At 42.9% G+C, this 25,100-nt stretch carries 21 protein-coding genes; 16 read left to right on the forward strand and 5 right to left on the reverse strand.

What is annotated here, in order from left to right:
- The first annotated feature begins 12 nt into the window (after positions 1-12).
- The 10 genes from CA598_RS04230 (at position 13) to CA598_RS04275 (ending at position 12,629) form a co-directional block, all read left to right on the forward strand.
- Entirely contained in the window at positions 13-657 is a 645-nt protein-coding gene (locus CA598_RS04230; protein ID WP_094870231.1) for a YhbD family protein, read from the forward strand.
- A gap of 11 nt (positions 658-668) precedes the next feature.
- Positions 669-1,355 (forward strand): hypothetical protein, encoded by a 687-nt coding sequence (locus CA598_RS04235; RefSeq protein WP_094870230.1) that lies wholly within the window; start codon positions 669-671, stop codon positions 1,353-1,355.
- Positions 1,348-2,004, forward strand: a complete 657-nt coding sequence (locus CA598_RS04240) for a hypothetical protein (RefSeq protein WP_094875523.1) — start codon at positions 1,348-1,350, stop codon at positions 2,002-2,004. Before CA598_RS04235 ends, CA598_RS04240 begins: the two co-directional genes overlap by 8 nt.
- Positions 2,005-2,049: 45 nt before the next feature.
- Positions 2,050-3,588 carry an MDR family MFS transporter gene (locus tag CA598_RS04245; RefSeq protein ID WP_094875525.1) on the forward strand — a complete coding sequence of 513 codons (1,539 nt, stop codon included), beginning with the start codon at positions 2,050-2,052 and terminating at the stop codon, positions 3,586-3,588.
- 290 nt (positions 3,589-3,878) lie between these two features.
- Positions 3,879-4,838 (forward strand): ABC transporter permease, encoded by a 960-nt coding sequence (locus tag CA598_RS04250; protein ID WP_094870227.1) that lies wholly within the window; start codon positions 3,879-3,881, stop codon positions 4,836-4,838.
- Between the two features lie 17 nt (positions 4,839-4,855).
- Positions 4,856-5,752: a carbohydrate ABC transporter permease gene (locus CA598_RS04255; RefSeq protein ID WP_094875526.1), complete on the forward strand. Its 897-nt coding sequence runs from the start codon at positions 4,856-4,858 to the stop codon at positions 5,750-5,752.
- A 92-nt stretch (positions 5,753-5,844) separates the two neighbouring features.
- On the forward strand, positions 5,845-7,680 hold the full coding sequence (locus CA598_RS04260) for a type 2 periplasmic-binding domain-containing protein (RefSeq protein WP_094870226.1): 1,836 nt from the start codon (positions 5,845-5,847) through the stop codon (positions 7,678-7,680).
- Positions 7,681-7,820: 140 nt separating this feature from the next.
- Positions 7,821-9,566, forward strand: a complete 1,746-nt coding sequence (locus tag CA598_RS04265) for a sensor histidine kinase (protein ID WP_179281590.1) — start codon at positions 7,821-7,823, stop codon at positions 9,564-9,566.
- Positions 9,559-10,962: a response regulator transcription factor gene (locus tag CA598_RS04270; protein WP_094875528.1), complete on the forward strand. Its 1,404-nt coding sequence runs from the start codon at positions 9,559-9,561 to the stop codon at positions 10,960-10,962. Before CA598_RS04265 ends, CA598_RS04270 begins: the two co-directional genes overlap by 8 nt.
- Positions 10,959-12,629, forward strand: a complete 1,671-nt coding sequence (locus CA598_RS04275; RefSeq protein ID WP_094870223.1) for an extracellular solute-binding protein — start codon at positions 10,959-10,961, stop codon at positions 12,627-12,629. The genes CA598_RS04270 and CA598_RS04275 overlap by 4 nt, the downstream gene beginning before the upstream one ends.
- A gap of 356 nt (positions 12,630-12,985) precedes the next feature.
- On the opposite strand, the gene CA598_RS04280 is transcribed toward CA598_RS04275, so the two are convergent.
- Entirely contained in the window at positions 12,986-13,405 is a 420-nt protein-coding gene (locus CA598_RS04280; RefSeq protein WP_094870222.1) for a MarR family winged helix-turn-helix transcriptional regulator, read from the reverse strand.
- A gap of 164 nt (positions 13,406-13,569) precedes the next feature.
- Between CA598_RS04280 and CA598_RS04285 the strand changes: the two genes are divergently transcribed.
- Positions 13,570-15,033, forward strand: coding sequence for an MFS transporter (locus tag CA598_RS04285; protein ID WP_094870221.1), 1,464 nt, complete (start codon positions 13,570-13,572; stop codon positions 15,031-15,033).
- Positions 15,034-15,061: 28 nt separating this feature from the next.
- Here the strand turns inward: CA598_RS04285 and CA598_RS04290 are convergent, their stop codons facing one another.
- Positions 15,062-16,135, reverse strand: coding sequence for a glycosyltransferase WbsX family protein (locus CA598_RS04290; RefSeq protein ID WP_094870220.1), 1,074 nt, complete (start codon positions 16,133-16,135; stop codon positions 15,062-15,064).
- Positions 16,136-16,148: 13 nt separating this feature from the next.
- A complete protein-coding gene (locus CA598_RS04295) occupies positions 16,149-17,186 on the reverse strand; it encodes a glycosyltransferase family protein (RefSeq protein ID WP_179283582.1) in 1,038 nt (345 codons plus the stop codon).
- A gap of 206 nt (positions 17,187-17,392) precedes the next feature.
- Between CA598_RS04295 and CA598_RS04300 the strand changes: the two genes are divergently transcribed.
- Complete coding sequence (locus CA598_RS04300) at positions 17,393-17,803, forward strand: hypothetical protein (RefSeq protein ID WP_256989811.1); 411 nt, start codon at positions 17,393-17,395, stop codon at positions 17,801-17,803.
- Between the two features lie 90 nt (positions 17,804-17,893).
- Here CA598_RS04300 and CA598_RS04305 read toward each other — a convergent pair whose 3' ends face one another.
- Positions 17,894-19,249: a PFL family protein gene (locus CA598_RS04305; RefSeq protein ID WP_256989813.1), complete on the reverse strand. Its 1,356-nt coding sequence runs from the start codon at positions 19,247-19,249 to the stop codon at positions 17,894-17,896.
- A 13-nt stretch (positions 19,250-19,262) separates the two neighbouring features.
- Positions 19,263-19,532 carry an ACT domain-containing protein gene (locus CA598_RS04310; protein ID WP_042189980.1) on the reverse strand — a complete coding sequence of 90 codons (270 nt, stop codon included), beginning with the start codon at positions 19,530-19,532 and terminating at the stop codon, positions 19,263-19,265.
- Positions 19,533-19,749: 217 nt separating this feature from the next.
- Between CA598_RS04310 and CA598_RS04315 the strand changes: the two genes are divergently transcribed.
- Genes CA598_RS04315 through CA598_RS04330 form a run of 4 tightly spaced genes read left to right on the forward strand, consistent with a single transcriptional unit; the run spans position 19,750 to position 25,020 of the window.
- Positions 19,750-20,112: an Hpt domain-containing protein gene (locus CA598_RS04315; RefSeq protein ID WP_094875532.1), complete on the forward strand. Its 363-nt coding sequence runs from the start codon at positions 19,750-19,752 to the stop codon at positions 20,110-20,112.
- Positions 20,113-20,117: 5 nt separating this feature from the next.
- A complete protein-coding gene (locus CA598_RS04320; protein WP_094875534.1) occupies positions 20,118-21,380 on the forward strand; it encodes a GGDEF domain-containing response regulator in 1,263 nt (420 codons plus the stop codon).
- A 21-nt stretch (positions 21,381-21,401) separates the two neighbouring features.
- The gene (locus tag CA598_RS04325; RefSeq protein ID WP_094870215.1) at positions 21,402-21,776 is read left to right on the forward strand and encodes a response regulator transcription factor; all 375 of its coding nucleotides are present in this window, start codon (positions 21,402-21,404) and stop codon (positions 21,774-21,776) included.
- Entirely contained in the window at positions 21,760-25,020 is a 3,261-nt protein-coding gene (locus tag CA598_RS04330) for an ATP-binding protein (protein WP_094875535.1), read from the forward strand. Before CA598_RS04325 ends, CA598_RS04330 begins: the two co-directional genes overlap by 17 nt.
- Positions 25,021-25,100: the final 80 nt, after the last annotated feature.

The following is a 25,100-nucleotide window of genomic DNA, read 5'->3' on the forward strand; positions in this document are numbered from 1 at the left end:
GAGTGATCGGATATGGAAGATGATTTGATTTCGAAGAAACAACTGCTGGATTTAACCGGTATTTCATATGGGCAATTGTACCGCTGGAAAAGGAAGCAGTTAATCCCTGAGGAATGGTTTATCCGTAAATCTACCTTTACTGGACAAGAGACTTTTTTTCCTAAAGAGATGATCCTGTCCCGGATTCACAACATTGTGAATATGAAAGATGGGCTTTCTCTGGATGAAATGGCTGATAAGCTATCGGATAAAGCATCCTTTGAGAAGGTGAGTGTAACTGTTAAGGATATTTTAGAACGTAACATTGTTTCGAGAACAACGCTGAGGAAATTTGGAGAAAGTCTCAGTGATGAAAGTAAATATACTTTTGGGGAGCTCGTTCATTTATTCGCTGTAGACCGCCTGCTTAGTGCTGGGGAAATGAGTATGGAGGAGGCGGAGCTTCTGTTTCGCACGTTGCAGGAGAAAGTTTCAAGGCTTGAGAGTGGAAGCTGGGAATTGTTTTTTATCCGGAAAATGGGGGTTTCATCCTTCATTCTGGCACAAGCGCCTGCGGAGTTATGGTTTGATGAAGGGGTTAGATTGGTCAGTAAAATGACCTATGCAGATTTGATCGAACAATTGAAAGGTAAGCTTGCCTACAAGCTTGTTGAATAGGAGGAAGAGTAATGGACAAACATCAGCTGCCTGATTTGATAATAAACGGGGTTAGTGGTGGGGCCGGTGGTACTTACAACAACGTAAACATGGATGGTGTAGGTAAAGTAGTCGGGCCGATTGTGGCGCGAATGTTTAAAGGAAATGGGCATATGAATTTGAATGATGATCTAGCAGCAGAAGAAGCAGAATGCAACGGGGTCATCAAAGTGATGGGTAATATGCGGTTTGGCACCCTAAAGGTGGATGGGGTTCTTAATGTAGGTAAGAGTTTTCGAGGTGAAAGCTGTACCCTTAACGGAATGGTGAGTATCAAAGGGGATTGTGAGCTTGAGGATTTGGTAGGTGAAGGTAGCTTTAATGTTGGTGGTTTACTAAGTGCCGGTCATGTGGATTTTAAACTGCAGAGTCAGGGGAAGGCCAATGAAATTGGTGTGGAGAGCCTCGTGATTCGGCAAGTGAATAATGGATTTTGGAGTAAGATGTTTAGCGGAATTATCCCTAAACTTCGGCCTGAGCTATGTGCTCGAACGATCGAGGGAGATTTTATAGATGTAGAATATACAACTGCGGATATCATCAGAGGAAATATTGTCATTATTGGCCCAGGCTGTACACTCGGACGGGTAGAGTATCGCGAACAAATTACAGTGCATCCAGAGGCTAAGGTTGGAAAGGTGGAGAAGGTCGGTGAATGATAATCTGAAAATAATTGGAACGACATCTTCAGCCGGTGGCTCTTTCAAAGATGTTAAGATCACTGGAGAATGCAAATTCGCTGGAGATGTGAATTGCGAAAAGATGAATCTGACTGGAAATGCCAATATAGCTGGAAATCTGCATATGAAGCAAATGAAAATCACTGGCGAAATTGCACTCGAGGGTAGTCTTGAAGGAGATTCCTTACGTGGACAGGGTGAAATAAAAGCAACCTCCGTAAAAATCGATAAGCTTCATCTCTACGGAAATTTGGATGTGAAGGGTGATTGTGAAGGAGAAAAATTGCAAATTTCCGGTGCCTTAAGCGTTGCGGGATTACTTAGTGCTGAGCATTTGGAGATTAAATTGTTTGGTCCAAGTAGTGCGAAGGAGGTTGGGGGCAGTATCTTAACCATTAAGAAGAGTAAAACGGGAAGACTGCTGCATATGATGAAGCCAACTTCGAAAATACTGTTTGAAGCGGGGCTAATCGAAGGCGATGCTATTGATCTGGTCAATACAAAGGCTAGTATGGTAAGGGGAGAACGTGTAATCATTGGTCCGGATTGTGAAATAGAAACGGTGGAATTCCGCGATATACTAGAAGTTCATAAGCACGCAACAGTGAAGCATCAAGTGAAGATCTAAAGACAATTTTATAGTTATTTTTTGAGGAAAAGAGGAGTGGAACATATGAGTGCTGCCAAATCGCCCAATCTGGGTATTGTTATCGCAGGTCTCTTATTAGGAATTCTTATGGCCTCCATGGACAGCACCATCGTTGCTACTGCAATGGGTAATATTGTTGGGGAGCTGGGCGGAATGGACAAATTTGTCTGGGTCACCTCAGCTTATCTCGTAGCCGAGATGGCGGGTATGCCCATTTTCGGCAAGCTGTCTGATATGTATGGTCGTAAGAAGTTTTTTATTTTTGGAATTATTGTATTCATGGCAGGTTCGGCTCTCTGTGGAACGGCTGATACAATAACTCAGTTAGCTGCATACCGGGCTATTCAGGGCATTGGTGGCGGGGCGCTGGTGCCAATCGCTTTTGCAATCATGTTCGATGCCGTACCGCTGCAGACCCGGGGAAAACTGGGCGGGGCATTCGGCGCTGTATTTGGCTTGTCGAGTATATTTGGTCCATTGCTCGGTGCGTATATTACCGATCATATTGCTTGGCAATGGATATTTTATATTAACTTACCCCTTGGTCTGTTGGCTTTTGCGATGGTCGTATTCTTTTATAAAGAATCGCATGAGCATTCAAAACAGCCTATTGACTGGTTGGGAGCGGGTACGCTGCTTGGTTCAGTCATTTCCTTAATGTTTGCGCTGGAGCTAGGCGGAAAAGAGTATGCTTGGGGATCGTCCATGATTCTTGGTTTGTTTGCAGCCTTTGCCATCCTTGCAGTTGTGTTTCTTTTTGTAGAGACCAAAGCGAAAGAACCGATTATTTCCTTTGCTTTGTTTAAAAAAAGATTATACGCGGTGAGCATTATTTGTGCTCTGTTTAGCGGTGCAGCTTTTATTGTGGCTTCCGTGTATATTCCGATCTTTATTCAAGGAGTATTGGGCGGATCAGCTACAAATTCAGGACTTGTATTGCTACCAATGATGGTCGGCTCAGTGGTTACGGCTACGATGGGCGGATTTCTAATGTCAAAAACCAGTTACCGCAGCCTGCTGATTCCTACATTCGCACTTTTGGTGATCGGTACTGGACTTGTAGCGACACTCACGCCGGATGCTTCACGACTGCTTGTTACGTTGTATATGATTTTGATTGGGCTAGGGATTGGTGCTTCATTCTCAGTGCTAAGTACGGCATCTATTCATGGATTGACCGCACAGCAACGTGGCTCTGCCAGCGCAACGCTGAATTTCATTCGTTCACTGGGCATGACGATAGGCATTACCACCTTCGGTATCATTCAAAGTCACTATTTCTCAGGCAGTCTTACCAAGCTACTCTCGGCTAATGGTGGTGGAGCGGCTCCTGCGGGAGCTATGGATTTTAAAGACCCACATGCTTTGCTCTCACCGGAGACTAGGGCGCTCATTCCACCTGAAATTCTGGGTAAAATTACCGCTGGGTTATCCTCATCCATTGTAAACACCTTTGCTTGGGCGCTGATTCCTGCAGCTTTAGCGTTATTGGCTTCGTTTTATATGGGACGTCAGAAGATGGATGCCTCTGCGGAGGGGAATGTTCAGGCGTCTGGACATTAGCATGTAGTCTAGATAATATTCGATTGATTATGATTCAGTGAAAATAGACATATAAAAAAACGACCACCACTTCGGGTACTTCCTAAGTGGTGGTCGTTTTTGTCTAAAGGCATATGTGTGCTCCAATACGCCCAAAGCGACTAGGTAGAAAATGGTCGATTGTACTGCGAATTTGGTTCACAAGTATCTGACGGTTTCCCTGAGAAGGCGTTCTGCTCTCTATCTCGCCAGAAGCTCAGATTCTGATACTCTGAAAACGTAATCAAAATCTGGGTATAGGAGATTCCGATATGGGGGTACCTGCTGGCAAACGGCTTCCCAGCGTTGATCCGGTTCATCGATCCCGCTGGAAGATGAAGAACAAACATAAATTGTTCTTCATGGCTTTTCCATTTCTTGTTGTCACCTTTATTTTCTATTATCTGCCGATCAGCGGATGGATTTATGCCTTTTATGATTTCATTCCCGGAATACCGTTGTCAGACACGCCTTACGTTGGATTGAAATGGTTCAAGACGATTGTATCTAATCCGACGCAGACCGCAGAGGTTCTGCGCGTGCTGAAGAACACGCTTGCTATGAGTTCACTCGGATTAATTACATCCATCTTTCCAGTGATCTTTGCCGTTATGTTGACTGAGGTGAAGTCAGGCTGGTATCGCAAGCTGGTGCAGACACTAACCACGATTCCAAACTTTATAAGCTGGATTCTAGTTTATGCCTTGGCATTCTCGTTGTTCTCTGTAGATAACGGTGTCATCACCCACATTCTGGTGCAGCTTGGAATAGTGGATGAAGGCTATAATTTCCTCGCTTCCAGCTCAAATATCTGGGTCACGATGATCGTTTGGTACTGGTGGAAGTCGTTAGGCTGGGGTGCCATTCTCTATCTTGCTGCAATTGCAGGCATTGATCAGGAATTGTACGAAGCTGTTGAGGTGGATGGAGCAAATCGGTTCCGGAAAATTTGGCATATCACCATTCCAGGTCTGATCCCGACCTTTTTTGTACTGCTGCTACTCTCTATAGGTAATCTGGTCAATAACGGGATGGAGCAGTACTTTGCCTTTCAAAATGCGATGAATAAGGACTCTATAGAAGTACTGGATCTTTATGTATATAACATTGCGTTCGCCAACAACTTTCCTTTTGCCACGGCTGTCAGCATGTTGAAGTCGGTTGTCAGTGTAATTCTACTGTTCGCAGCGAACACATTGTCTAAGATGGTGCGTGACGAATCTATCATTTAAGTCAGGGGTGATCCCATTTGAGAAAGAAAAAACTAACGGCTGGAGAACTTATCTTCCAGATTATGATCTATACGCTCTTTGGATTGTTCACCCTGTCATGCATCTACCCATTCTATTATTTGTTCATCAATACGATCAGCTCGAATGATCTTAGCGCAGCGGGTGATATCAAATTTTATCCAAGACAGATCCATTTTGATAACTATAGTAAGGTGCTAAGAATCAGTGGTCTAGGACATGCGGCGACAGTCTCTGTGTATAGAACGGTTGTCGGGACATTGCTTACCGTGGGGTCGTCAGCTTTTTTAGGATACTTGTTCACCAAAAATGAAATGTGGGGCCGGAGTATTTGGTATCGGAGTGTCGTGGTTACGATGTATTTTAGCGCAGGTCTGATCCCTTGGTATATCACCATGCACAATTTACATCTGACCAATAATTATCTGGCTTATATTTTGCCTACGATTATTACGCCATTCAACATCATTCTGGTTAAGACCTTCGTTGAGGCCATTCCTCCATCCCTTGAGGAGTCAGCGTCTATGGATGGTGCTGGTTACATGAGAGTGTTTTGGAGCATTATTGTACCGCTTACTACGCCCATTTTGGCTACAATTACGATTTTTTCCGCAGTGAATCAATGGAACTCATTTATTGATACGGCGTTTCTGATGACAGATACGAAATATTTTACGCTCCAATTCTTGTTATGGCGTTATTTGAACGAGTCCAGCTCGCTCGCGGCTTTAATTCGTAATTCACCAGATATGGCCGCTAGTGTAGCGAATATGCAGACTCCAACCTCTGTACGGATGACCGTAACGATGATCGTCGTATTGCCGATTCTAATCGTGTACCCATTCTTCCAGCGCTTTTTCGTCAAAGGGATTATGATCGGTGCGGTTAAGGGCTAATGAGCTACCGGATCGGTAATGAAATGGGGTTTTCCTCTGCTAGGAGCAGAGTTGGACTATAAGAAAAGATACGAAAGGGAGGGTATAAAGCAATGAGACTAAGAAGAGCATCGCTTGTCATGCTATCCGTAATCCTAGTTTTCGTTCTGGCAGCATGTGGCGGGGGAAATAATACGGCTAACTCGGGCAAAAACACGAGCACAGAGAAACCTACGTCCGCTGCCACGAATGCGCCGGCGGAAGAGACAGCAGCACCAGATGACGGAACACTAGATCATTCCAAGCCGCTGAAGCTGACCGTATTCTCTACAACGGCTAACTATGCGGGTCCACAAACCGGTTGGTTTGCCAAAATCATCAAAGATAAGTTCAATATTGAGATGGACATTGTAGCCTCAAACCTGACGGGTGGAGATACCAAAATCTCTGCAATGATGGCATCCGGCGATCTTGGCGATATTATCATTTTCGGTGATGATAAGAACCATTATCCAAACGCGATCAAAGGAAAACTTCTCTTAGACTGGACTCAAGACGGGCTCCTAGATAAATACGGAAAAGACATTGCCAGCACGTTTCCAAAAGCTATTGAGAAAGCAAAGATCGCTTTTGGTAGTGGATCATCCGTTTTTGGCATCGGAAACAGTGTAGCTTCTAATCCATCTGGACCTTCTGAAGGGAAAGATATGACTTGGGGGCCAGACCTGCGATGGGATCTTTATCAACAAATCGGAGCACCTGAAATTTCAAAGATAGAAGATTATCTTCCCGTGCTGAAAAAAATGCAAGAGCTTGAACCAAAAAATGAGCAAGGAAAGAAAACCTATGCCTTCTCGATGTGGTCTGACTGGGACGGCAACTATAAAATGACACTGGCTAAACAGTTCGCCAACATGATGGGTTATGACGAAATTCCTGACACTGCTGTGTATGTTAAAGCAGATGAAGAAAAGTATTATGACTTCCTATCCGAAGATAGCTGGTATATGAAGTCGCTCAAACTGTATTTTGAAGCTAACCAAATGGGGCTGGTTGATCCAGATTCCATGACGCAAAAATTCGACGATGTGGTAGCGAAATACAAAGATGGTCGTCTGTTGTTCTCCTGGTTCCCGTGGCTTGGAGCAGCTAACTACAATACACCGGAAAGAACAGCAGAAGGTAAAGGTTTTGCACTAGTTCCGTTCAAGGATGAGCTGATGTATTCCACTGGCTTCAATGTATACGGTGGTAACGGTATTATAGCAATCGGTGCAAAAGCTAAAGAACCTGCTAGAATTATGGAATTTATTAACTGGATGTACACTCCGGAAGGCGCAATGATCTCTGCAGGAAGCGGAACAGCGGTGCCGAACGGACCTAAAGGTCTGACTTGGGATATGGATGCAAGCGGTAAACCTGTCGTGACTGACTTTGGCTGGAAGGCTTATACCGATCAACAGAATACACAGGTGCCTGCAGAATATGGTGGTGGTGACTACTACTACGGCTCTAACCAAATGAACTTCTCTTTTGTAGTTCCGGCGATGGTGAATCCTGACAACAAAGAGCCATACGATCACAATCTATGGACGACAACCTTAGAGCGTAATCCGTCTAAGCTTGATAGTGACTGGAGAGCGAAGATGGGTGTTCTGACGCCTAAGGAGTATTTTGAGAAAAATAATCTATTGGCTGTCGCGCCACAAGGCTTCACAGGTAAAGAGCCATTGATGATGGACAAAACAGTGGAGCAAAAGAACAAACAAATCGGTACGGTCATTCAACAAATTTCTTGGAAAATGGTATTTGCTAAGAATCAAGCAGAATATGACAAATTGAATAAAGAAATGCATGATAAGGTGAATGGTCTCGGTTATGCCGAAGTGATGGATTTCTCGATTAAAAAGGCAGAGGAACTGTTTGAGGCTCGCAAAAGCGTGAAATAAGGTTTAATTAGAAAAAATACAAATAGGGCGGGGCGGCGTGAAGGCTGTTCTGCCCTATTCTATTCAATTAAGGATAAATGTGGTATTCTCACATTGATATATATAGAACGCTTACAAGAAGAAAGAAGAGGATCATTCAGATGGTGAGAGTATTCCGGCGTAATCATACCCCAGCTGTCAAATCCTTACGTAAGACTTTATTCATCTATCTAGTGATCGGAACGTTACTTCCGCTTCTTTTAGTAGGATTCGTAACCTACACCTCTATTTACTCTATCCTTTCAGGGAAAATTGGCAATGGTATAAGTGCAAGCTTGAAACAGGAAGCCTCTAGCTTGGAGAATGCCATCGACAATATGGATTTTGCCTCTAAACAGTTTGCGCTGGATGGTCAGATTGTGGAAGAAATGTCCTCTTTTATTCAGGAAAAACAAATTTATCGCAAATCACAAATGATGAACTCCATCAACCAGAAGATCAACCTCGTTAATTTCACGAATCCCTACATTGGACTTACAGCCTACATTATGCCAAGCAGTGATGATCCGGTTCTGTTCACAAATATGAGTGCGCGCAGAAATTTCGATATCAGTACATTACCTTCTTTTATGCGATATAACGGAGCTGATTATTATGGGCCGCATTCTACGATGTATGCCGTCGGCGATAATCTCGTGTTCTCTGAACAGCGCATTGTACGCGTACCAGGTGAACATAAGCTATATATTTATTTAGAGACGAATTATAGTCTGCTTCGCAAAATATTTAATCAGGAATCTTACGGGATGAAGGTTAACCACCTACTTGTGAATCAACAGGGCACTAGCACTTATGTCATTGATGGTAAATTACCTCAAGGAATTATCAAAGCTGCTGGAAGCAACTCTAATCTATCACATGAAACACTTACCGGATATCATCTGTTTCGATACGCTAGTCCACAGGGATGGAAGCTTATTGCAGTAGTTAAAAAGTCCGAATTCAACAGTGAAATTTATTCTTGGTTCTATAAAATGATCCTGCTCGCGTTCTCGACACTACTCTTTGCCGGAGTTCTGGCTTTGATGATTTGGAAAAAGATTTATGGCCCTTTGCGGAAGGTTAACCTTGAAATTAATCGAATGGCGGAAAATGTTACTTCTCCCGTTGCCTACACGAATGTGGAAGAGTTTGATTTTGTGCTTAGTAACTTTCAGCAGATGAAGAAACAGGTGAATGAGCTGATTGTTGCGGTAGCCTATAATGAGAAGCAGAAAAGCCAATTCGAGATTGAAAAGCTACTTAGCCAGATTAACCCTCACTTTTTGCATAATACATTGAATACGGTGCAGTGGATGGCAAGGCTTAACGGTCAGAAGGAGATCGACAAGCTGGTCACTCTTCTTGTAAAGGTGCTGCATTATAATCTGGGCAAGCAAAGCATCATCGTTACCCTTGGAGAGGAAATTGAAGCGATCCGAAATTATATGGAGCTGCAGCGTATTCGTTATGACTATGAATTCGAATTTAACGTGGAGGCTGATGAGGATGTTTTGTCTGTGGCTGTCCCTAGATTCTTACTTCAACCCCTTGTAGAGAACTCGATTTATCATGGTCTAAGCGATAATGGCAGGGTGGACGTCTTGATTACAAAGCATGGTGAAGGAGAAGTTCAGCTGTGTGTAAGAGACAACGGGGCTGGAATGGATGCAGATACGTTAGATCAGCTGCTGTCAGAGGATGGCGCTAAGAAGCGGGGGCTCGGAATCGGCTTCTCATACGTGAACCGGATGCTCAGAACCTACTATGGAGAACAAATGAAGCTAGAGATGTACAGCAAACTAGGGGAAGGTACGGTTGTATCTATCGTAATTCCGAGGAAAGGTAAGGAGGACTTCGATGATTAAAGCTGTAGTGGTTGATGATGAGAGACTTGTGCGGAAAGGTTTTATCTCTCTAATTGATTGGTCATCCTTAGGAGTTGTGATTGTCGGTGAGGCGGGAGATGGCAAATCCGCTTTGGAGCTACTTCAACAACAGGATGTAGATCTGATATTTGTAGATTTGACTATGCCCGGCATTTCTGGGTTTGAGCTAATTAAACTAGTAAGGCAGCGTTTCGCAGGTGTTCGCTGTGTTGTGCTTACTTGCCATCATGAGTTTGACTATGTGCAGGAGGCCATGCGTTTAGGAGCCGTTGATTATATTGTCAAAACTCTATTGGAGATGGAAAATGCGGACGAGACTATACGTCGCCTGGTCGATCGCATCAAATGGGAGGACAATACAAGGGATGCACTGGTTCATGGTGAAGGTAAAAGGATAGCTGCAGACAAGGCACTGCTCTATTTACCATTAAGCAGCCACTGTAATGAAGAAGAGTTATTTCACCTATCCTTCGTGAAGAATAATCCGCTGATTACCTTTCATGAGATGTGGATGTCGCCCTTGCTTCACCGGTTCTCGGAAGAGGAGGGGAAGCGTGAGCTTAAGAACCAGCTTTCTGGGAGATGGCAGACCGCGCTCATCAGTGGGTTAAGAGATCAGTCACTACAGGAATTGGAGGAGCAGCTCACCACGAAGCTTCGGCATATGCTATTTTATCATTCTAGTGCTGAAGAACTGACCTTTCTGAATTATGAGGAACTAAAGAAGGAAATAGCGATTCCCCATTTAAAACCGGATGAAGCTGATGTATTCGAGCAAGCTCATAGTCTCAAGTGGACGATTGATGGGAATGAATGGGAGAATTTTGTAAAGAACATTAGCTTGCAGAAGCCTCGATACGATAGATTTCCAGCTTTCGCACATTCTCTTTTACAAAGCTGGAGCGCTTTATTGTTAAAACCTGATGATGCTGTTCAACTGGAACGCGATATTTCGATGAACTTGAATTGGTGTCACTGGAAGACCTGGCTGCGCCGATTCTCTGATCATGTGGGACGGAGAATGCTCGAGCTAGGATTGACTAAAGAAGTGATGTCTTGTCTTATTCGCGCAGTTCGTTATATGCAGAGCCATGCAGGTGACAAAATCAATCAGAGCGACGTAGCGGCGGAAATTAATATGAGCCGTGGTTATTTCAGTCAATGTTTCGCTCGTTTTGCCGGGGAGACATTCGGTGAATGTTTACGGGGAATGCGACTTGAGTTGGCTAAATCATTATTGCGGGAGACTTCATTACCCGTCGGTGAGATTGCTTCAAGGTCTGGCTTTGAAGATGACCGCTATTTCAGTAGACTGTTCAGAGAACGTATTGGTCAACTGCCGAGTGAATATCGTGCGGAGGAGAAGGACCAATGATGAGATTGTGGAGATTCATCCTCTTATTTGTAATGATGATCGGACTTACATCATGCCGTGACCAGAACAAAACAGTAGATTCTACTCGAAGTCCTCAGGGTGAGGTCGAAGATGCTTCTGTAGCGTATAGCAAATACGAAGATCCGATCGTGATTCGTGTAGGATTTAAGGTTCCTGATTCCAGGCTAAATACAGGTGACAGCAACGACAACAATCCAATCACCCGTTATTTGGAGAGCATTACGAATATCAAGGTAGTTCACTCTTGGGAAGCGAAGGGTGAAGATGCCTTTAATCAAAAAGCACAACTTGCGATCGATAGCAATGATTTGCCGGATGCGATGGTTGTAGATCGAGATCAATTAAAGAAACTCATTGACAATGATATGATAGAGGACCTCACAGAGACCTACAATGTATATGGCTCTGATTTAATTAAGGATATGTACAATTCTACTCAGGGTGAGGCATTATCTGATGCTTCCCGATACGGTAAGTTATATGGATTACCTAACGTAGCAATTGATGCGGATTCGCCTGTTCTGCTCTGGGTGCGTCAGGATTGGCTGGATAAACTGGAGCTGCAGGCACCGCAAACCTTTGAAGATATTGAGAACATAGCGAAGGCTTTTATGGAGAAAGACCCCGATGGCAATGGTAAAAGAGATACCGTCGGACTTAGCGGCTATAAGAATATCGTCTATGGGACAAAGCCATTAGTAAATGGTCTGGATGCTGTGTTTAGTGCATTGCATGCTTTTCCTACCAATTGGATCAAGGATAACGCTGGGAATATTGTATATGGATCCATTACACCTGAGACCAAACAAGCGCTTGCCAAACTGGCAGATTGGTATAAAAGAGGGTTGCTGGACCCCAATTTTGCACTTTATAAAGAAACACAAGAGCCTATTATTACAGGGAAATCAGGCATGTTCTTTGGCCCATGGTGGATGCCATATTATCCTTTGTCAGAGGCGGTTGCCCTCGATACGAAGGCAGAATGGAGAGCATATGCAGCTCCACTTGATGAGTCTGGTAAGTTTGTTGCACATTTGGCTCCGGTAACAGACCGTTACCTTGTTGTGCGTAAAGGTTTCGAGCATCCAGAGGCGATTATGAAGCAGTTGAACGTGTTTACAAGACTTGAGAGAAGACAAGACCCTAATTCGGAGGAAGTTAAGACGCTTGATGATTTCTCAGCGCAAACAGGAATTCAGTTGCGTGCCTATTATCCGTTTGACCTTCTAATTGATTATTCGGATGCAATAGAGAAACATTATGCAGATATCCAGCAAGCTTTGCATGGCAAAATTGACCCGGATACATTAAATCCAGATACCCGTCTCATTTATGATCAATGGGTGGAGGACACGGAACAACCAAAGAAAGATCTGGAAGGCTGGAAAGCAGCGAATGCCTATAAATATGGAGTTGCTGTCTTAACCTCTACCGCTATTGAGGGAGTGCGAGGGGTCTTTTACGGAAACACCCAACGAATGAAGAGCAAATGGACGGAGCTGCAAAATCTGGAGAGCGAGACATTTTTGAATATCATCGTGGGCGATTCACCACTTAGTGACTTTGACGTTTTTGTAGAGAAGTGGAAGAGTCTAGGTGGGGAAGCGATTACGAAAGAAGTTGCTGAGACCGTAAAATTGAAGTGAACACGGGATGATATAGGTTTTTTCGCTAAAAGTAGCGGAGTGAATGGACTGATTGTAGAAAAGTGGAGTGTCCTCACCAAGGAAACGGGAGCACTGATCGATCATTAGGGAATTCCTCCCTGTAATTCTGAGATTTCTGCTCATCTGACTAATAATTAGGGAATTTCTCCCTATAATTTCGCTGATTCGTTGGTAAATACCGATATTACTCTGATTTTTAGGGAGGATTTCCCTCTTTCTATTCATTTAAAACATTTATCAGCTATTTTCAGGGAGATTTTCCCTAATAATTCTCAAAAAAAGAAGCTGTCCCTTAAGTAGCCATTACTACTTTTGAGACAGTTTCTTTTTTTGTCCTATTCTTCGTCAGTGCTGATTTTTTGAAGTAAGGTACGAAGCTGCTCTACTTCCGCGGTGGTTAATTTACCAACTAGGCTCTTGTTATAATCATCTAAAATAGACTGAAGAATTGGCGAAAAATCGATTGCTTTAGGCGTTGGATATAGTAGTTGAGAGCGTCGATCATTAGGATCTGGTTTACGTTCAATATAACCCGAATTCTCTAATTGCTTCACGGAGCGAGCGGTGGTGGCTTTATCAAATTTTAGTTCAGAAGTTAGTTGATCTTGTGTAATCCCTGGTCTGGAAGTAATCAGTTTTAGAAAACTATGTTGCCCACCACTACCTATTCCATAGGGCATGAACTTTTTTACCAATTGCTTCTGATTTTGACGATGAAAATAGGAAATCAACTTTCCTATAGGCTCTTTTTCCAAAATATAGACACCTCTTTGGGTATATAGTTCGCTTATTTGCTACTCTGAGACAAAGTGTACAATAAAGTCGTTGCGCGCGCAACTAAATTGATGTAGACTATGTAAGTGAGTTTTGTTGCGTGCGCAACTAAACGTTGATTATACATTCAATGAGGTGTTAGTTTATGAGTTCTATTAGCGCAACCTATCAGGAAGACAAGGAAATTCAGAAGAAACGCTGGATGATTTTAATTGTACTGAATATTTTCACCTTCATGTCCACACTGGATGGCAGTATCGTCAACATCGCTCTGCCAGAATTATCGAAACAATTGAAGCTGCCTATGGCACAAATCGAATGGGTAACCACAGGTTATTTGATGGCGATATGTGCTGCGATTCTTTTCTTCGGGAAGCTTGGAGATATTGTTGGGAAGATTCGAATCTTTAAGATAGGGACGATTGTTTTTGTTATTGGTTCGATGCTGTGTGGATTCAGTTTAAGTTTACCGGCATTACTTGCTTCACGCGTCATTCAGGCTATTGGAGCTTCGATGACCATGGCGAATAGCCAGGGAATCGTTACGGATATCTTTCCTGCCAATGAGCGGGGTAAAGCACTTGGTTTCATAGGTACATTCGTGTCTCTGGGAAGTATAGCTGGCCCTAGCTTAGGTGGGATTATGGTTTCGACATTAGGCTGGGAGTATATCTTTTGGGTGAACATTCCTATTGGAGTGATCGCTATTCTGTTAGGCTGGAAGGTACTGCCTAAGGATTTAACTAGGACGAAATCTACAATAGACGTTCCAGGTAGTTTACTCTTCGCTATTTTTATCATAAGTTTGTTCGCAGGGCTTTTATTGGGACAGCAGCTCGGTTATGGCGATAGCTTAATTGTGACGGCTTTAATCGTAGCTATAGTCAGCTTCATTGCTTTCTTATGGACGGAGCTTCGCCGGAAAGAACCGTTACTACAATTGTCATTATTTAAGAATCCGTTGTTTTCATTAAGTATTTTATGTGGGTTTCTCGTGTTTACAGCGAACTTCTGCTTTAATATCATCGCGCCATTTTATGCACAGAATATGCTGAATCTATCGCCCTTTGAAGCGGGATTCCTGTTGATGCTGTTACCGATATGTATGGTTGTCGTAGCACCAATAAGCGGAGCTTTATCGGATAAAATCGGGTCTGAATTCCTAACTTTTGCAGGGCTGGTAGTCATGGTTATTGCTCAGTTTGGATTAGCAGAGCTTCATGAAGGAAGCTCTGTTGTGCTGGTAGGCGTGTGGATTGCTATGTTAGGAATCGGTAGTGGTCTATTTCAATCGCCGAACAATTCACTTGTGATGTCTAAGGTGCCTAGGACTCAGCTTGGTTCTGCGGGCAGCGTCAATTCGTTAGTTCGTAATGTGGGGATGGTCGTCGGTATTACGATAGCTACTACGATTCTCTTTCATGTGATGAGCAGTGAAGCTGGTTATCGGGTAACAGGTTTAGTTCCAGGTAGACCAGAGTTATTTATCAGTGGGATGCATGTAGTGTTCATGACTTCGGCATCCATATGCTTTGTGGCTGCACTGCTAACGGGTTGGAGAATGATAAGTGCAAGGAGCGCCAGAGTGCAGACTTCGGAAAGATCATAAGGAATAAAAGAAGAAGATCCTTCTGACGCTACGGCGTGGAAGGATCTTCTTTGTGAGGAGATTGAAGGGCTTTCTTAACGGCTTGCAAGTATTGATACCGATACTGATCATCCGGTTCTAAATAGGCACCCTCAGCCCACTCGTTCCAAGCGTTAATATAAATAAAATCACTTTTGAACATCTTCTTGGTCCTCTCAATTTGTCGAGACAGATATTGACCGAATTTGTGAGGATTTGCACCTAAAGTACTTTGTCCGGCAGCACCTTTACGTGGTGTATTATCCCAGTTGACAAATGCTCCCGGATATATAATTTCCCCATCTCTATGAGGTGTCCGTTCTAACATAGATTCCCATAATTCATCATAATCAATGACAATATGCTTTTGATCCTCTACCTGCTTGGAACTCCATAAGTGCTTTACACCGCCATGTGCGAATGTGTAGTGAGGCTCGAATTCTAGACTGGCGTCGAACCCGTGCTCTGTCATTAGGGGGAATCCGCCCAGTGTCCGGACAAGATGAAGGCCCTTAAGTCCGTTTTGCTGAGCTAAATCACGCCAACATTGAAGCATTTCATCACACCGAGGGATGCTGGAGGATCTATAGATAATAAATACTGGTTTGCCGTCTACGCAAATATATCGTTCATCTTGGAAAGCCTCGAGTAAAGTATAAAAATGCATTCGCCAATCCCGTTCTTCTCCATATTCCTGTGGCATCAAGACATCTTCTTCAGTGCCATCCCAGCTTCGTGTCCAAGGTTCATTAGCCCAAGACAGACAAAAGGGGAAGTCAGGCTCTTTGCTGGCAAGAATCTGCTGAACCGGTTGTTCCAGAAGTCGCCTGCCATTGAACCAATAGTGATAATAACAAAACCCGTAAATGCCATGAGCTTTTGCAGTTTCAGCCTGCCATTGTTTCACTTTAGGGTCCGTTAAATCGTAGTAGTTATTATTTAATGGTTTTTTCGGTTGATCATGTTCAGGATAAAGGGCTGTAGCCTTCCTGACATTTGTCCATTCTGTAAATCCCTCTCCCCACCAGGAATCGTTCTCTGTTATCTGATGAAACTGAGGCAATACAAAAGCGATGCATTTCAAGTCAGATCACCCCCTATGGCTCCGTGAATATTTTTTTGAGCAGCAGCTTTCCCTGCTGAAGATAGGAATAATTGTACTTTACTTCCTTTAGAGCACGAGAGGCCGAACTTCTCCTTTCATCACTATGAGCAATATAGTACCTGAAGCTCTCAGAGAGCTCTTTAAAGTTCTGGAAACGAATAAGACTTTCTTCTGCAATGGGGTAACTTTGAAGATGGGGATGGTCTTCCACGAACTGAAATACGCCGCAAGCAGAGACCTCCATAATTTGCTGCACAGAACCTGTGCAATTGATGACGATCCTTGCTCCGTTATAATAGTTAGACATTTCTGCTTTATCGTAGGTGATGTCTATGAAATTTTTGGTGGGCTCCCACCCGCTACCAATGGTCATTATCTTGAGGCCATGAAGTAGTTCTGAATGAGCTAGGGTGTCCAGAACATTATTCATTTGAAAATGGCCGAGAATGAGTACGTCACTGTGGTAACATTTCTCTACACGTCTTGGGTAATAGAGGTCTGTATCTGGAGCATAGGGGAGGTAGCTAGAATGTTTCTCCCGTAAACCTTGATAATAGATTAGATTAGCTATGTTCTGTGTGAAAATATAATCGAATAATAGCGCTAGATTACGTTCTGTTCGGGTAAGGCAGGTCGTGTCTGCCATCCATACGGCCTTAGGAGCGTTATAAGCTTTGAGGGCAGGAATATTCTCCTCAGGGAACAGGGTCTCTGATCCCAAGGCCAATATCAGATCAGGCTGATACTGGGCTAAATATTCTTCCAGATTATGATGTAGCTTAATGGCAAGCACTTCTTTGACCAGATGCCTTAGCTGATCTTTAAAAAGTCGTACATTAGGCATTTTTTCACTTATCTCTGAGGGGATCAGAAGCAATACTCTTAATTGTTTTAGTTCCCGTGTTATGGATTCCGTTCTATAAGAGTTCTCGAGAATGAGATTATGGTGTTGCGGTTGATGAACTTGGCTGATGGAGACTTCGTGAGTTGAAGGCAATTGAGGAGTGAGCCTAGTAGCTGTCTTCTTCATAATTCCTCCTGTATTCATTGGAGCCAGTCGTTCGCTCTAGCACCTAGTCTTGCTAATCATTATATGTGTAGGGGGTTCATTTGACTTTAGGTATAAGACCATTAATCTGAATCTTGAAGGAAAAAGCGGATTTAGTAAAAGATGTATATCTATCTATGACCGGATTGTCTTGTCTAACATAAGATATACTATAAAACCTGAAAGGGATGATCGTCTTGCCAACCTTCGATAATATTCTTGTTACAGGAAGTCAGACCATTCAAAATGATCTGCATGTCAACGGGAATGAGACTATCGATTTAGACTTGCAATTAAATGGTAGTCAGACCATTATGGGAAGCCTTCAGGTGAACGGCAGTCAGTCCCTGCTCGGTCATTTGGGGGTTACCGGTGAAATTAGCGGTGCAGGCACCATCAAAACTGCGACCCGTTTGATCGCGGTGAATCAGGCTTTGTCACCAGTTTCAGCCCCTACGAGCCTTCAAGAAGTCAGATATTTCGCTATGGGAGTTGCAAGTCAGACAGGACTCGTGCTGAAGGGCACGGATGGAAATGACTATGTATTATTTATCGATTTGACCGGGGGAACACCTAATATTGGGATCCAGCGGGCTTAAATCTGATAACATTAACATCTTCAGGCTATGAACAATAAAAAACAGCAAGTCGCCTAGGTACAAATAGGGACTTGCTGTTTGAGGTTTCTATTAATTCTTAAAGCTGTGAATTGGAGCAGGAATTCGTCCACCTCGGTTAACGAAATTGGCGCAATTAAAGCCGTTAACAGCCATGACAGGCGCATATCCAAGGAGGCCGCCAAATTCTACAATTTCGCCTACATCCTTGCCAATAACAGGAATGACGCGAACAGCGGTTGTTTTGTTATTGACCATTCCGATAGCAGCTTCATCGGCGATGATGCCAGAGATCGTCTCTTTGGTGGTACTTCCCGGAATAGCAATCATGTCCAGTCCTACAGAACATACACAGGTCATGGCTTCTAGCTTTTCGAGCGTAAGAGCACCACGCTGTACGGCTTGAATCATTCCGTGATCTTCACTAACCGGAATAAAGGCTCCACTGAGTCCGCCAACATAGGAGGAGGCCATAACGCCACCTTTTTTAACATTGTCATTTAGAATCGCCAGAGCGGCTGTTGTTCCTGGTGCGCCAGCTTCTTCCAGACCCATGACTTGAAAGATCTCTGCAATGGAATCCCCAATTTCTGGTGTTGGAGCCAGAGATAAATCGATAATCCCAAAAGGCACGTTCATCCGTTTCGATGCTTCCTGCGCAACTAGTTGTCCCACACGCGTAACTTTAAACGCAGTCCGTTTGATCGTTTCACATAAGGTTTCGAAGTCCTGCCCCTTTACTTCCTCTAATGCACGCTTGATTACACCTGGGCCACTGACACCAACGTTGATGACACATTCCCGTTCACCAACCCCATGAAAGGCTCCAGCCATAAAAGGATTGTCCTCGACAGCATTACAGAAGACAACCAGCTTAGCACAGCCGATGGAATCCCGATCCTTGGTGCGTTCCGCAGTTTGAATAATGATATCACCCATTAATTTCACAGCATCCATATTGATTCCACTTCTGGAAGAGCCGACATTGACGGATGAACAGACTCTTTCAGTAACTGCTAGTGCTTCTGGGATGCTGTCGATTAGAATACGGTCACCTTTGGTGCACCCTTTTTGCACAAGCGCAGAGAAGCCACCAATAAAGTTAACGCCAACTTCTTTGGCAGCCTTGTCCAAAATTTCCGCTACAGGCACATACGTATCCGTCTTCACGGCGCCAGCAGCAATAGCAATAGGGGTCACAGAAATCCGTTTATTAACAATGGGGACACCGAATTGCCTTTCCAGATCTTCACCTGTTTTGACGAGCTTCTCAGCGGATCTAGTGATTTTGTCGTATACGTTTTGGTTAAAAGTTCTCATATCTGTATGCGCACAATCCATGAGGCTGATTCCCATCGTTATGGTACGTACATCCAGATTCATTTCACGGATCATTTTATTCGTTTCTTGTACTTCCACCAGTGATATCATGGTCATCCTCCTAAATGCGGTGCATAATATTAAAAATATCCTCATGCTGAAGCTTGATTTCCACGCCGATCGCTTCTCCGATTAAATGCAAATCCTCAACAATATCCTCAAATGCTTTAGTCGCGCCAGAAATGTCTACAATCATCATCATATTGAAATAATCTTGTACAATCGTCTGAGAAATATCCAGAATGTTCAAATTGTGCTCGGCCAGATATGTACATACCTTGGCGATAATCCCTACTTTGTCTTTTCCTAATACAGTAATAATCCCCTTCATAAATACAGCCTCCCTTTGTATATGGTGATTACGCCGTGTAAACGGAATGAACCATTCCAATCATTATTACAAATGCTGAAGCAAGCTTCAACCAAAGGTTTTTTGTCAGTTTGATCATTTTTATATAAAGTCCTGTGAATTTAAAGAAAATTCGATTGACAGTATATGAAAAATATGATGAAGTGAGAGATTGATACGATACTCTGAAGGAGTAAATATGACTACACAAAAATATAAAGATATGGTTGAAGAGCGGACCAAACAAACCCTCCAGGAATGGTCGGAACTGTCGGAAGTTAACGAGAAGGACATTTATCGTTTTTTGCATAATTTGAAAGGTACGGCAGGAACAGTGGGGTTACAAGAAGTTGAACAGTTTGCCGATGCAACGTTGCCCTATTTCATGGAAAGTAGCCTTAAGAGCTGGTCTTTTGAAGAGTGGGGCGATTATTTGTATCCGCTTATTCCACTGTTTAACCAAGATTCATCGGTTTCTCTAGGTTCAGTTAAGACGTTAGACAAAAAGGAACTGATGATGCGCTCCCACATAATGATATTTTACTTATTGATGATGATGTAGAATTAGTGGCTTATTTAAAAGAATCATTGGAGAAGCAGAACTATTATGTAAGCATTGCCTTATCCGCTGAACGAGGTCTCAAGATTTTTTATGAAAGTAAACCGGATCTAATTCTTCTGGATATTCTTTTGCCGGATATCAGCGGGATTGAGGTCTTGAATCAAATTATCGGCAAAGCCAAAAAAGAACGTATTCCAATCATCATTATAACTGGGGAGTCCTCCAAAGCGACGCAATTGCATGCGTATAGGCTGGGGGTGATGGATTTTTTATCGAAGCCTGTAGATATTGATTTATTTCTGGCATTAATTAAAAACCGCTTTGAGTTAAAGCGGGAGTGGCAGGAATCCATCATTGTGGATGAATTGACGGGTGCGTTCAATCGAAAACACTTTAATCAAGTGATGAAACAGCTGATTTGCGATTTTAAGCGTACGGAACGGGTGTTTTCTTTAGCGCTGATTGATCTGGACTATTTCAAAAAGATTAATGATACATACGGTCATCTAATCGGAGATGAGGTATTACAGTCCTTGTCTGAGCTTGTAAAGGGTTCGATTCGTATGGAAGATACCTTTTGCCGCTTCGGTGGAGAAGAGTTTGCTGTGTTCCTGCCAAATACGGATGCGAGTTCTGCATTGACAGTAATAAACCGTATTCAGGAGCGATTTGCGGCCACCGACTTTTTTGCGAAGAATGAAGTCTTTCATGTGACCTTCTCGAGTGGGATATCAGAGGTAACAGAAGCTGAGAATATTGCCGATAAAATTGTAGAGGAAGCAGACCAGGCTCTCTATGCCAGCAAAGATGCCGGAAGGAATCAGACTACACTCTACACGGACCATTTATCGTCGACTAAAAAGCATTCGGTTCTAAATGTAATTGTTGTGGATGATGATGCGTTAATTCGAAAAATAGTGACTCATCAGATTGATACTTGGGAGCCGGAGGATATTGCTGAGGTGAATATCAGCAGTTTTGCGAATGGGCTGGATTTCTTGCAATCGGATTGGTATTCCATAGATGAGAAATATATTATTCTACTTGATGGTGTGATGCCGGATCTTGATGGTGTTGAAGTTCTGGAAAGAATTCGCAAGACATATCCGGAAGTGAATATATTAGTGATCATGCTGACAGGGAGAAATAATCAGGCGGATATTGTACATGCCCTGCAGATGGGTGCCGATGATTATGTAGTAAAACCTGTTCATATGCCTGAGCTGTTGTCCCGAATGGAACGGTTGGCTCATAGATTCTTGTTCTAACACGAAGGGAATTGTGCGAATATGCAAAAAATAATGGTAGTGGATGATGAAGAAGTATTACGGATGTTAATCGAGGATACATTGGAAGATTTGGAGAATGTTGAGATTCACACAGCGGAGAATGGGTTGGAGGCGCTATCTAAGCTGTCAACGGATCCTTATGATCTGGTGATTCTGGATTATATGATGCCGGAAATGACAGGGATTGAAGTGCTTCAGCAGCTGGATGAGGAGAAGAAGAAAACTACAGCTATATTAATGTTGACGGCCAAGGCTCAAGATGTGGATCGACTTCGCGCTGTTGAAGCAGGAGCACGTTATTTTATGCCCAAGCCCTTTAGTCCGATGGAACTCTTGCAGATTGTGGAGGGGATCCTAAGTGACGAAGAGAAGTAACGTTAATCACAGTATCAGAAATAGGTATTTTCGTATCATTGCGCTTGTTTTCGCTTTAATCATCCTTATGGGCTCGGTATTTTTCTTTTTCATTAACGATGAACAGAACAAATTAAGTAGAGACCGAGAAATTCTGCAAAATAAGGCGGATACGATTACCGATTTGGCGAGTGCTTTAAATGAGGTGTTTTTCCGTGCCAGGGGATTCAGCGCTCTTAAAAGTGATAACGAATTAAAGCTCCTGAATGTAGGACTAATTAACTTTGATAAGATTCTGGATACCTATTCCAATCTCAATCTATCTCCCGAAGAAGCTTTGTTCAGAGATGGTCTAAAGGCCTTTTATGTCCAGTATAAAAATAAAACGTTACCTGAAGCGATTCGGCTAGTTGAGGCAGATGACTATGTGGCTTTGCGTGCTCTGTCCGCAGATGGTACCACTAAATCAGTGAATGATTTTCTTGGCTATACGGAAGAGTACAAAAAACGCTCGGATGAAGCCTTAAATTCTATGGCTATGGATTATATTAAACAGGCAAATGAATTTACCTTTATCGCATTTTTTATAAGCGCGATTATTCTGTTGTTCTTTACCTTTATGATCTGGCGGATTCTAAAGAACCTCATTGACCCTATTCTGAAGCTGGAAGGGGCAACGCATTCACTGGCTGCCGGTGAGGAAATTCTTCTGGGCAAGCTTAAGCATCAAGATGAAATTGGCCGACTTTATAATGCTTTTCTAAATATGGCCAGAAGTATTCAGGATAAAGAAGAAGAGTTGATGATGCAGAATGAAGAGCTGCACGCTCAGCAGGATGAGCTTCAGGATCAGCAGTATAGGCTGCAACGTTCACTCAGTGAAATTGAGAGCATGATGAAAGCGCTCGATCAGTCATCTGCCGTCGGTATCCTTACCGCTAAAGGTGTGTTTACTTACGCCAATGAGAACTTAAGTGAATATACCCGCTATAAGAAATCGGAGATTATCGGCTATACATATAGACTTTTTGAACTTTATAATGTGTCTCCTGAAGAATTCCAAAAAATCAGCAATAAATTAAGTACGGGCGGAGTATGGAGCAATGAGCTTCAGATTGTAGCCAAAGACGGATTGCCGATCTGGCTGCATCTGACGATTGTGCCATACTTGAATGAAGAGGGTGTAATTTATCAGTACATCCTTATTGCGAACGATATTAACTCTATGAAGAGCGTGCAGCAAGAGCTTGCTGAGACGCTGAAAAATACAGAACAGACTAAAAAGATGCTTGAGCTAAACAACCAGCTGAATCATGATATTACCTACACGTTAGATAAACATGAATTTGCAGATAAGTTTATTGAATTTATGCATCATCTGTATTCCTTTGATTCAAGCTTCTTCTTGCTAGTAAAAGATAAGATTGCAGCTGTTAAAGGGATACCTCAGGAAAATGTAGAGCGTTATCTCGATAGTGAGAACAATGAAATGTTATATCGTTTAAAGACTGAAAAGACCTATCTGATTAAGCGTTTAGCTACGCAATCGGAACAGGGAATCTCTTCGGATGAGGTCTACTGTTATGACTTCTACACGACTGTTGTGAATGCAGAAGATGAGATTCTAGCTGTATTTTGCGGAACCCGGATTGGACATTCCTTCAGCAAAGAAGAGATTAATGAGGTTCAAGGGATGATGAACCGCGTAGCTCTGGCGATTGAACGTTTGTTCATGTATGAAGAGATTGAACATGGACGGAAGCTGAATCGAGATATCGTCAATAACGTAAATGAAGGCATTCAGTTCGTGAATACTGATGGCATGATGCTGCAGATGAATAAGGCGCTCTGCAGCATAGTGAATTATGAATGGAACGAAGGTACCTTGATCCCTAGACAAGAATGGATGGATTATTTCATCGAACGCTCGAATGAGAACCAAGAACTTAGGTCGTTTTTTGAACAAGCAATTTCTGAGGATGCTCTGGAGTCAAGCAGTATGCAATACTCCATTGGAACGGAATCCAAGAAGCATATTGATGTTTATGCGATTCCTGTATTCCGACGTGAGCTCCGGATTGGTACATTGTTCGTATACAGAGATATCACTAGGGAGTACGAGCTGGATCTTATGAAATCCGATCTTGTTAGTACAGTAAGCCATGAGCTGAGAACGCCATTGTCGAGTGTACTAGGATTCACGGAATTGCTATTGTCCAAAACCATGAAGCCGGAGAAGCAGCTGAAGTATCTGGAGACGATTCATAAAGAAGCGAAGCGGTTGACTGAGCTCATTAATGATTTTCTGGATCTGCAGAGAATGGAGTCAGGAAAACAGCAGTATATTACGGAGCATGTGAATCTCAGTGAAATTGTACTAGGGGTTATCGATCAATATAAGCTTAGCAGCACACATCATGTGCTTCTGGTGGATGAGGCTCTAAATGCGGAAGTAGATGTGGACAAGGATAAGATTGTTCAAGTTCTAACGAATCTGTTAAGTAATGCGATCAAGTTCTCGCCTACTAACAATGAAGTGAAAGTGCTGTTGCATAATGAGCCAGACCAGATTATTGTGCGTATTCAAGATAACGGTCTCGGGATTCCTAAGGATCAAATAGGCCAGCTATTTCAAAAATTCAGAAGAGTGGATAATAGTGCCTCCAAAAGAATTGGCGGAACAGGTCTTGGTCTTGCCATCTGTAAAGAAATTATTGAGAAACAAAAGGGAACCATCGGTATTGATTCCGTAGAGGGAGAGGGGACAACGGTTTGGTTTAGCCTCCCCATCCTCCATGGGGACACAAGCCGACAGCAAGATGAGCTAAATAAATGGAATGCAGATAAAGAGCTTAAGCCTAATGTAATGATCGTTGAAGATGATTACAGCCTTTCTTTGCTTTTATCCGAGGAGCTGAAAGGAAAGGGCTTCAGGGTAACTCATCATTATCATCCGAAGGAAGCTTTTGACCATGCCTTGAAAACACCATTTGTTGCGATCGTGGTTGATTTGATGCTGGGAGAAGAATTGGACGGATGGGATCTGATCCGAATGCTAAAAGAGGATTCGAGAACAGAGAATATTCCGATTGTAATCTCTTCCGCTCTGGATCAATCGGATAAGAACCAATTGAATGATGTGATACAGAAGTATTTAACCAAGCCTTATCCGCCTGGTGAGTTATCGAATACGCTTGAAGAGATTGTGAAGATAAAGACAGGGGCAGGCGAGGTATTATTTCCCGAAAGTAAGAAGGATTTATAGTTTTTATTTATCACAATATTTTATAAATAGTATCATTTTTTATAATGAAACCGATCAAAACAGCTTAAATCATACTGTTT

The sequence above is a fragment of the Paenibacillus sp. VTT E-133291 genome (assembly GCF_002264395.1).
In the GTDB taxonomy this organism is placed as follows: Bacteria; Bacillota; Bacilli; order Paenibacillales; family Paenibacillaceae; genus Paenibacillus_AQ; species Paenibacillus_AQ nitricinens.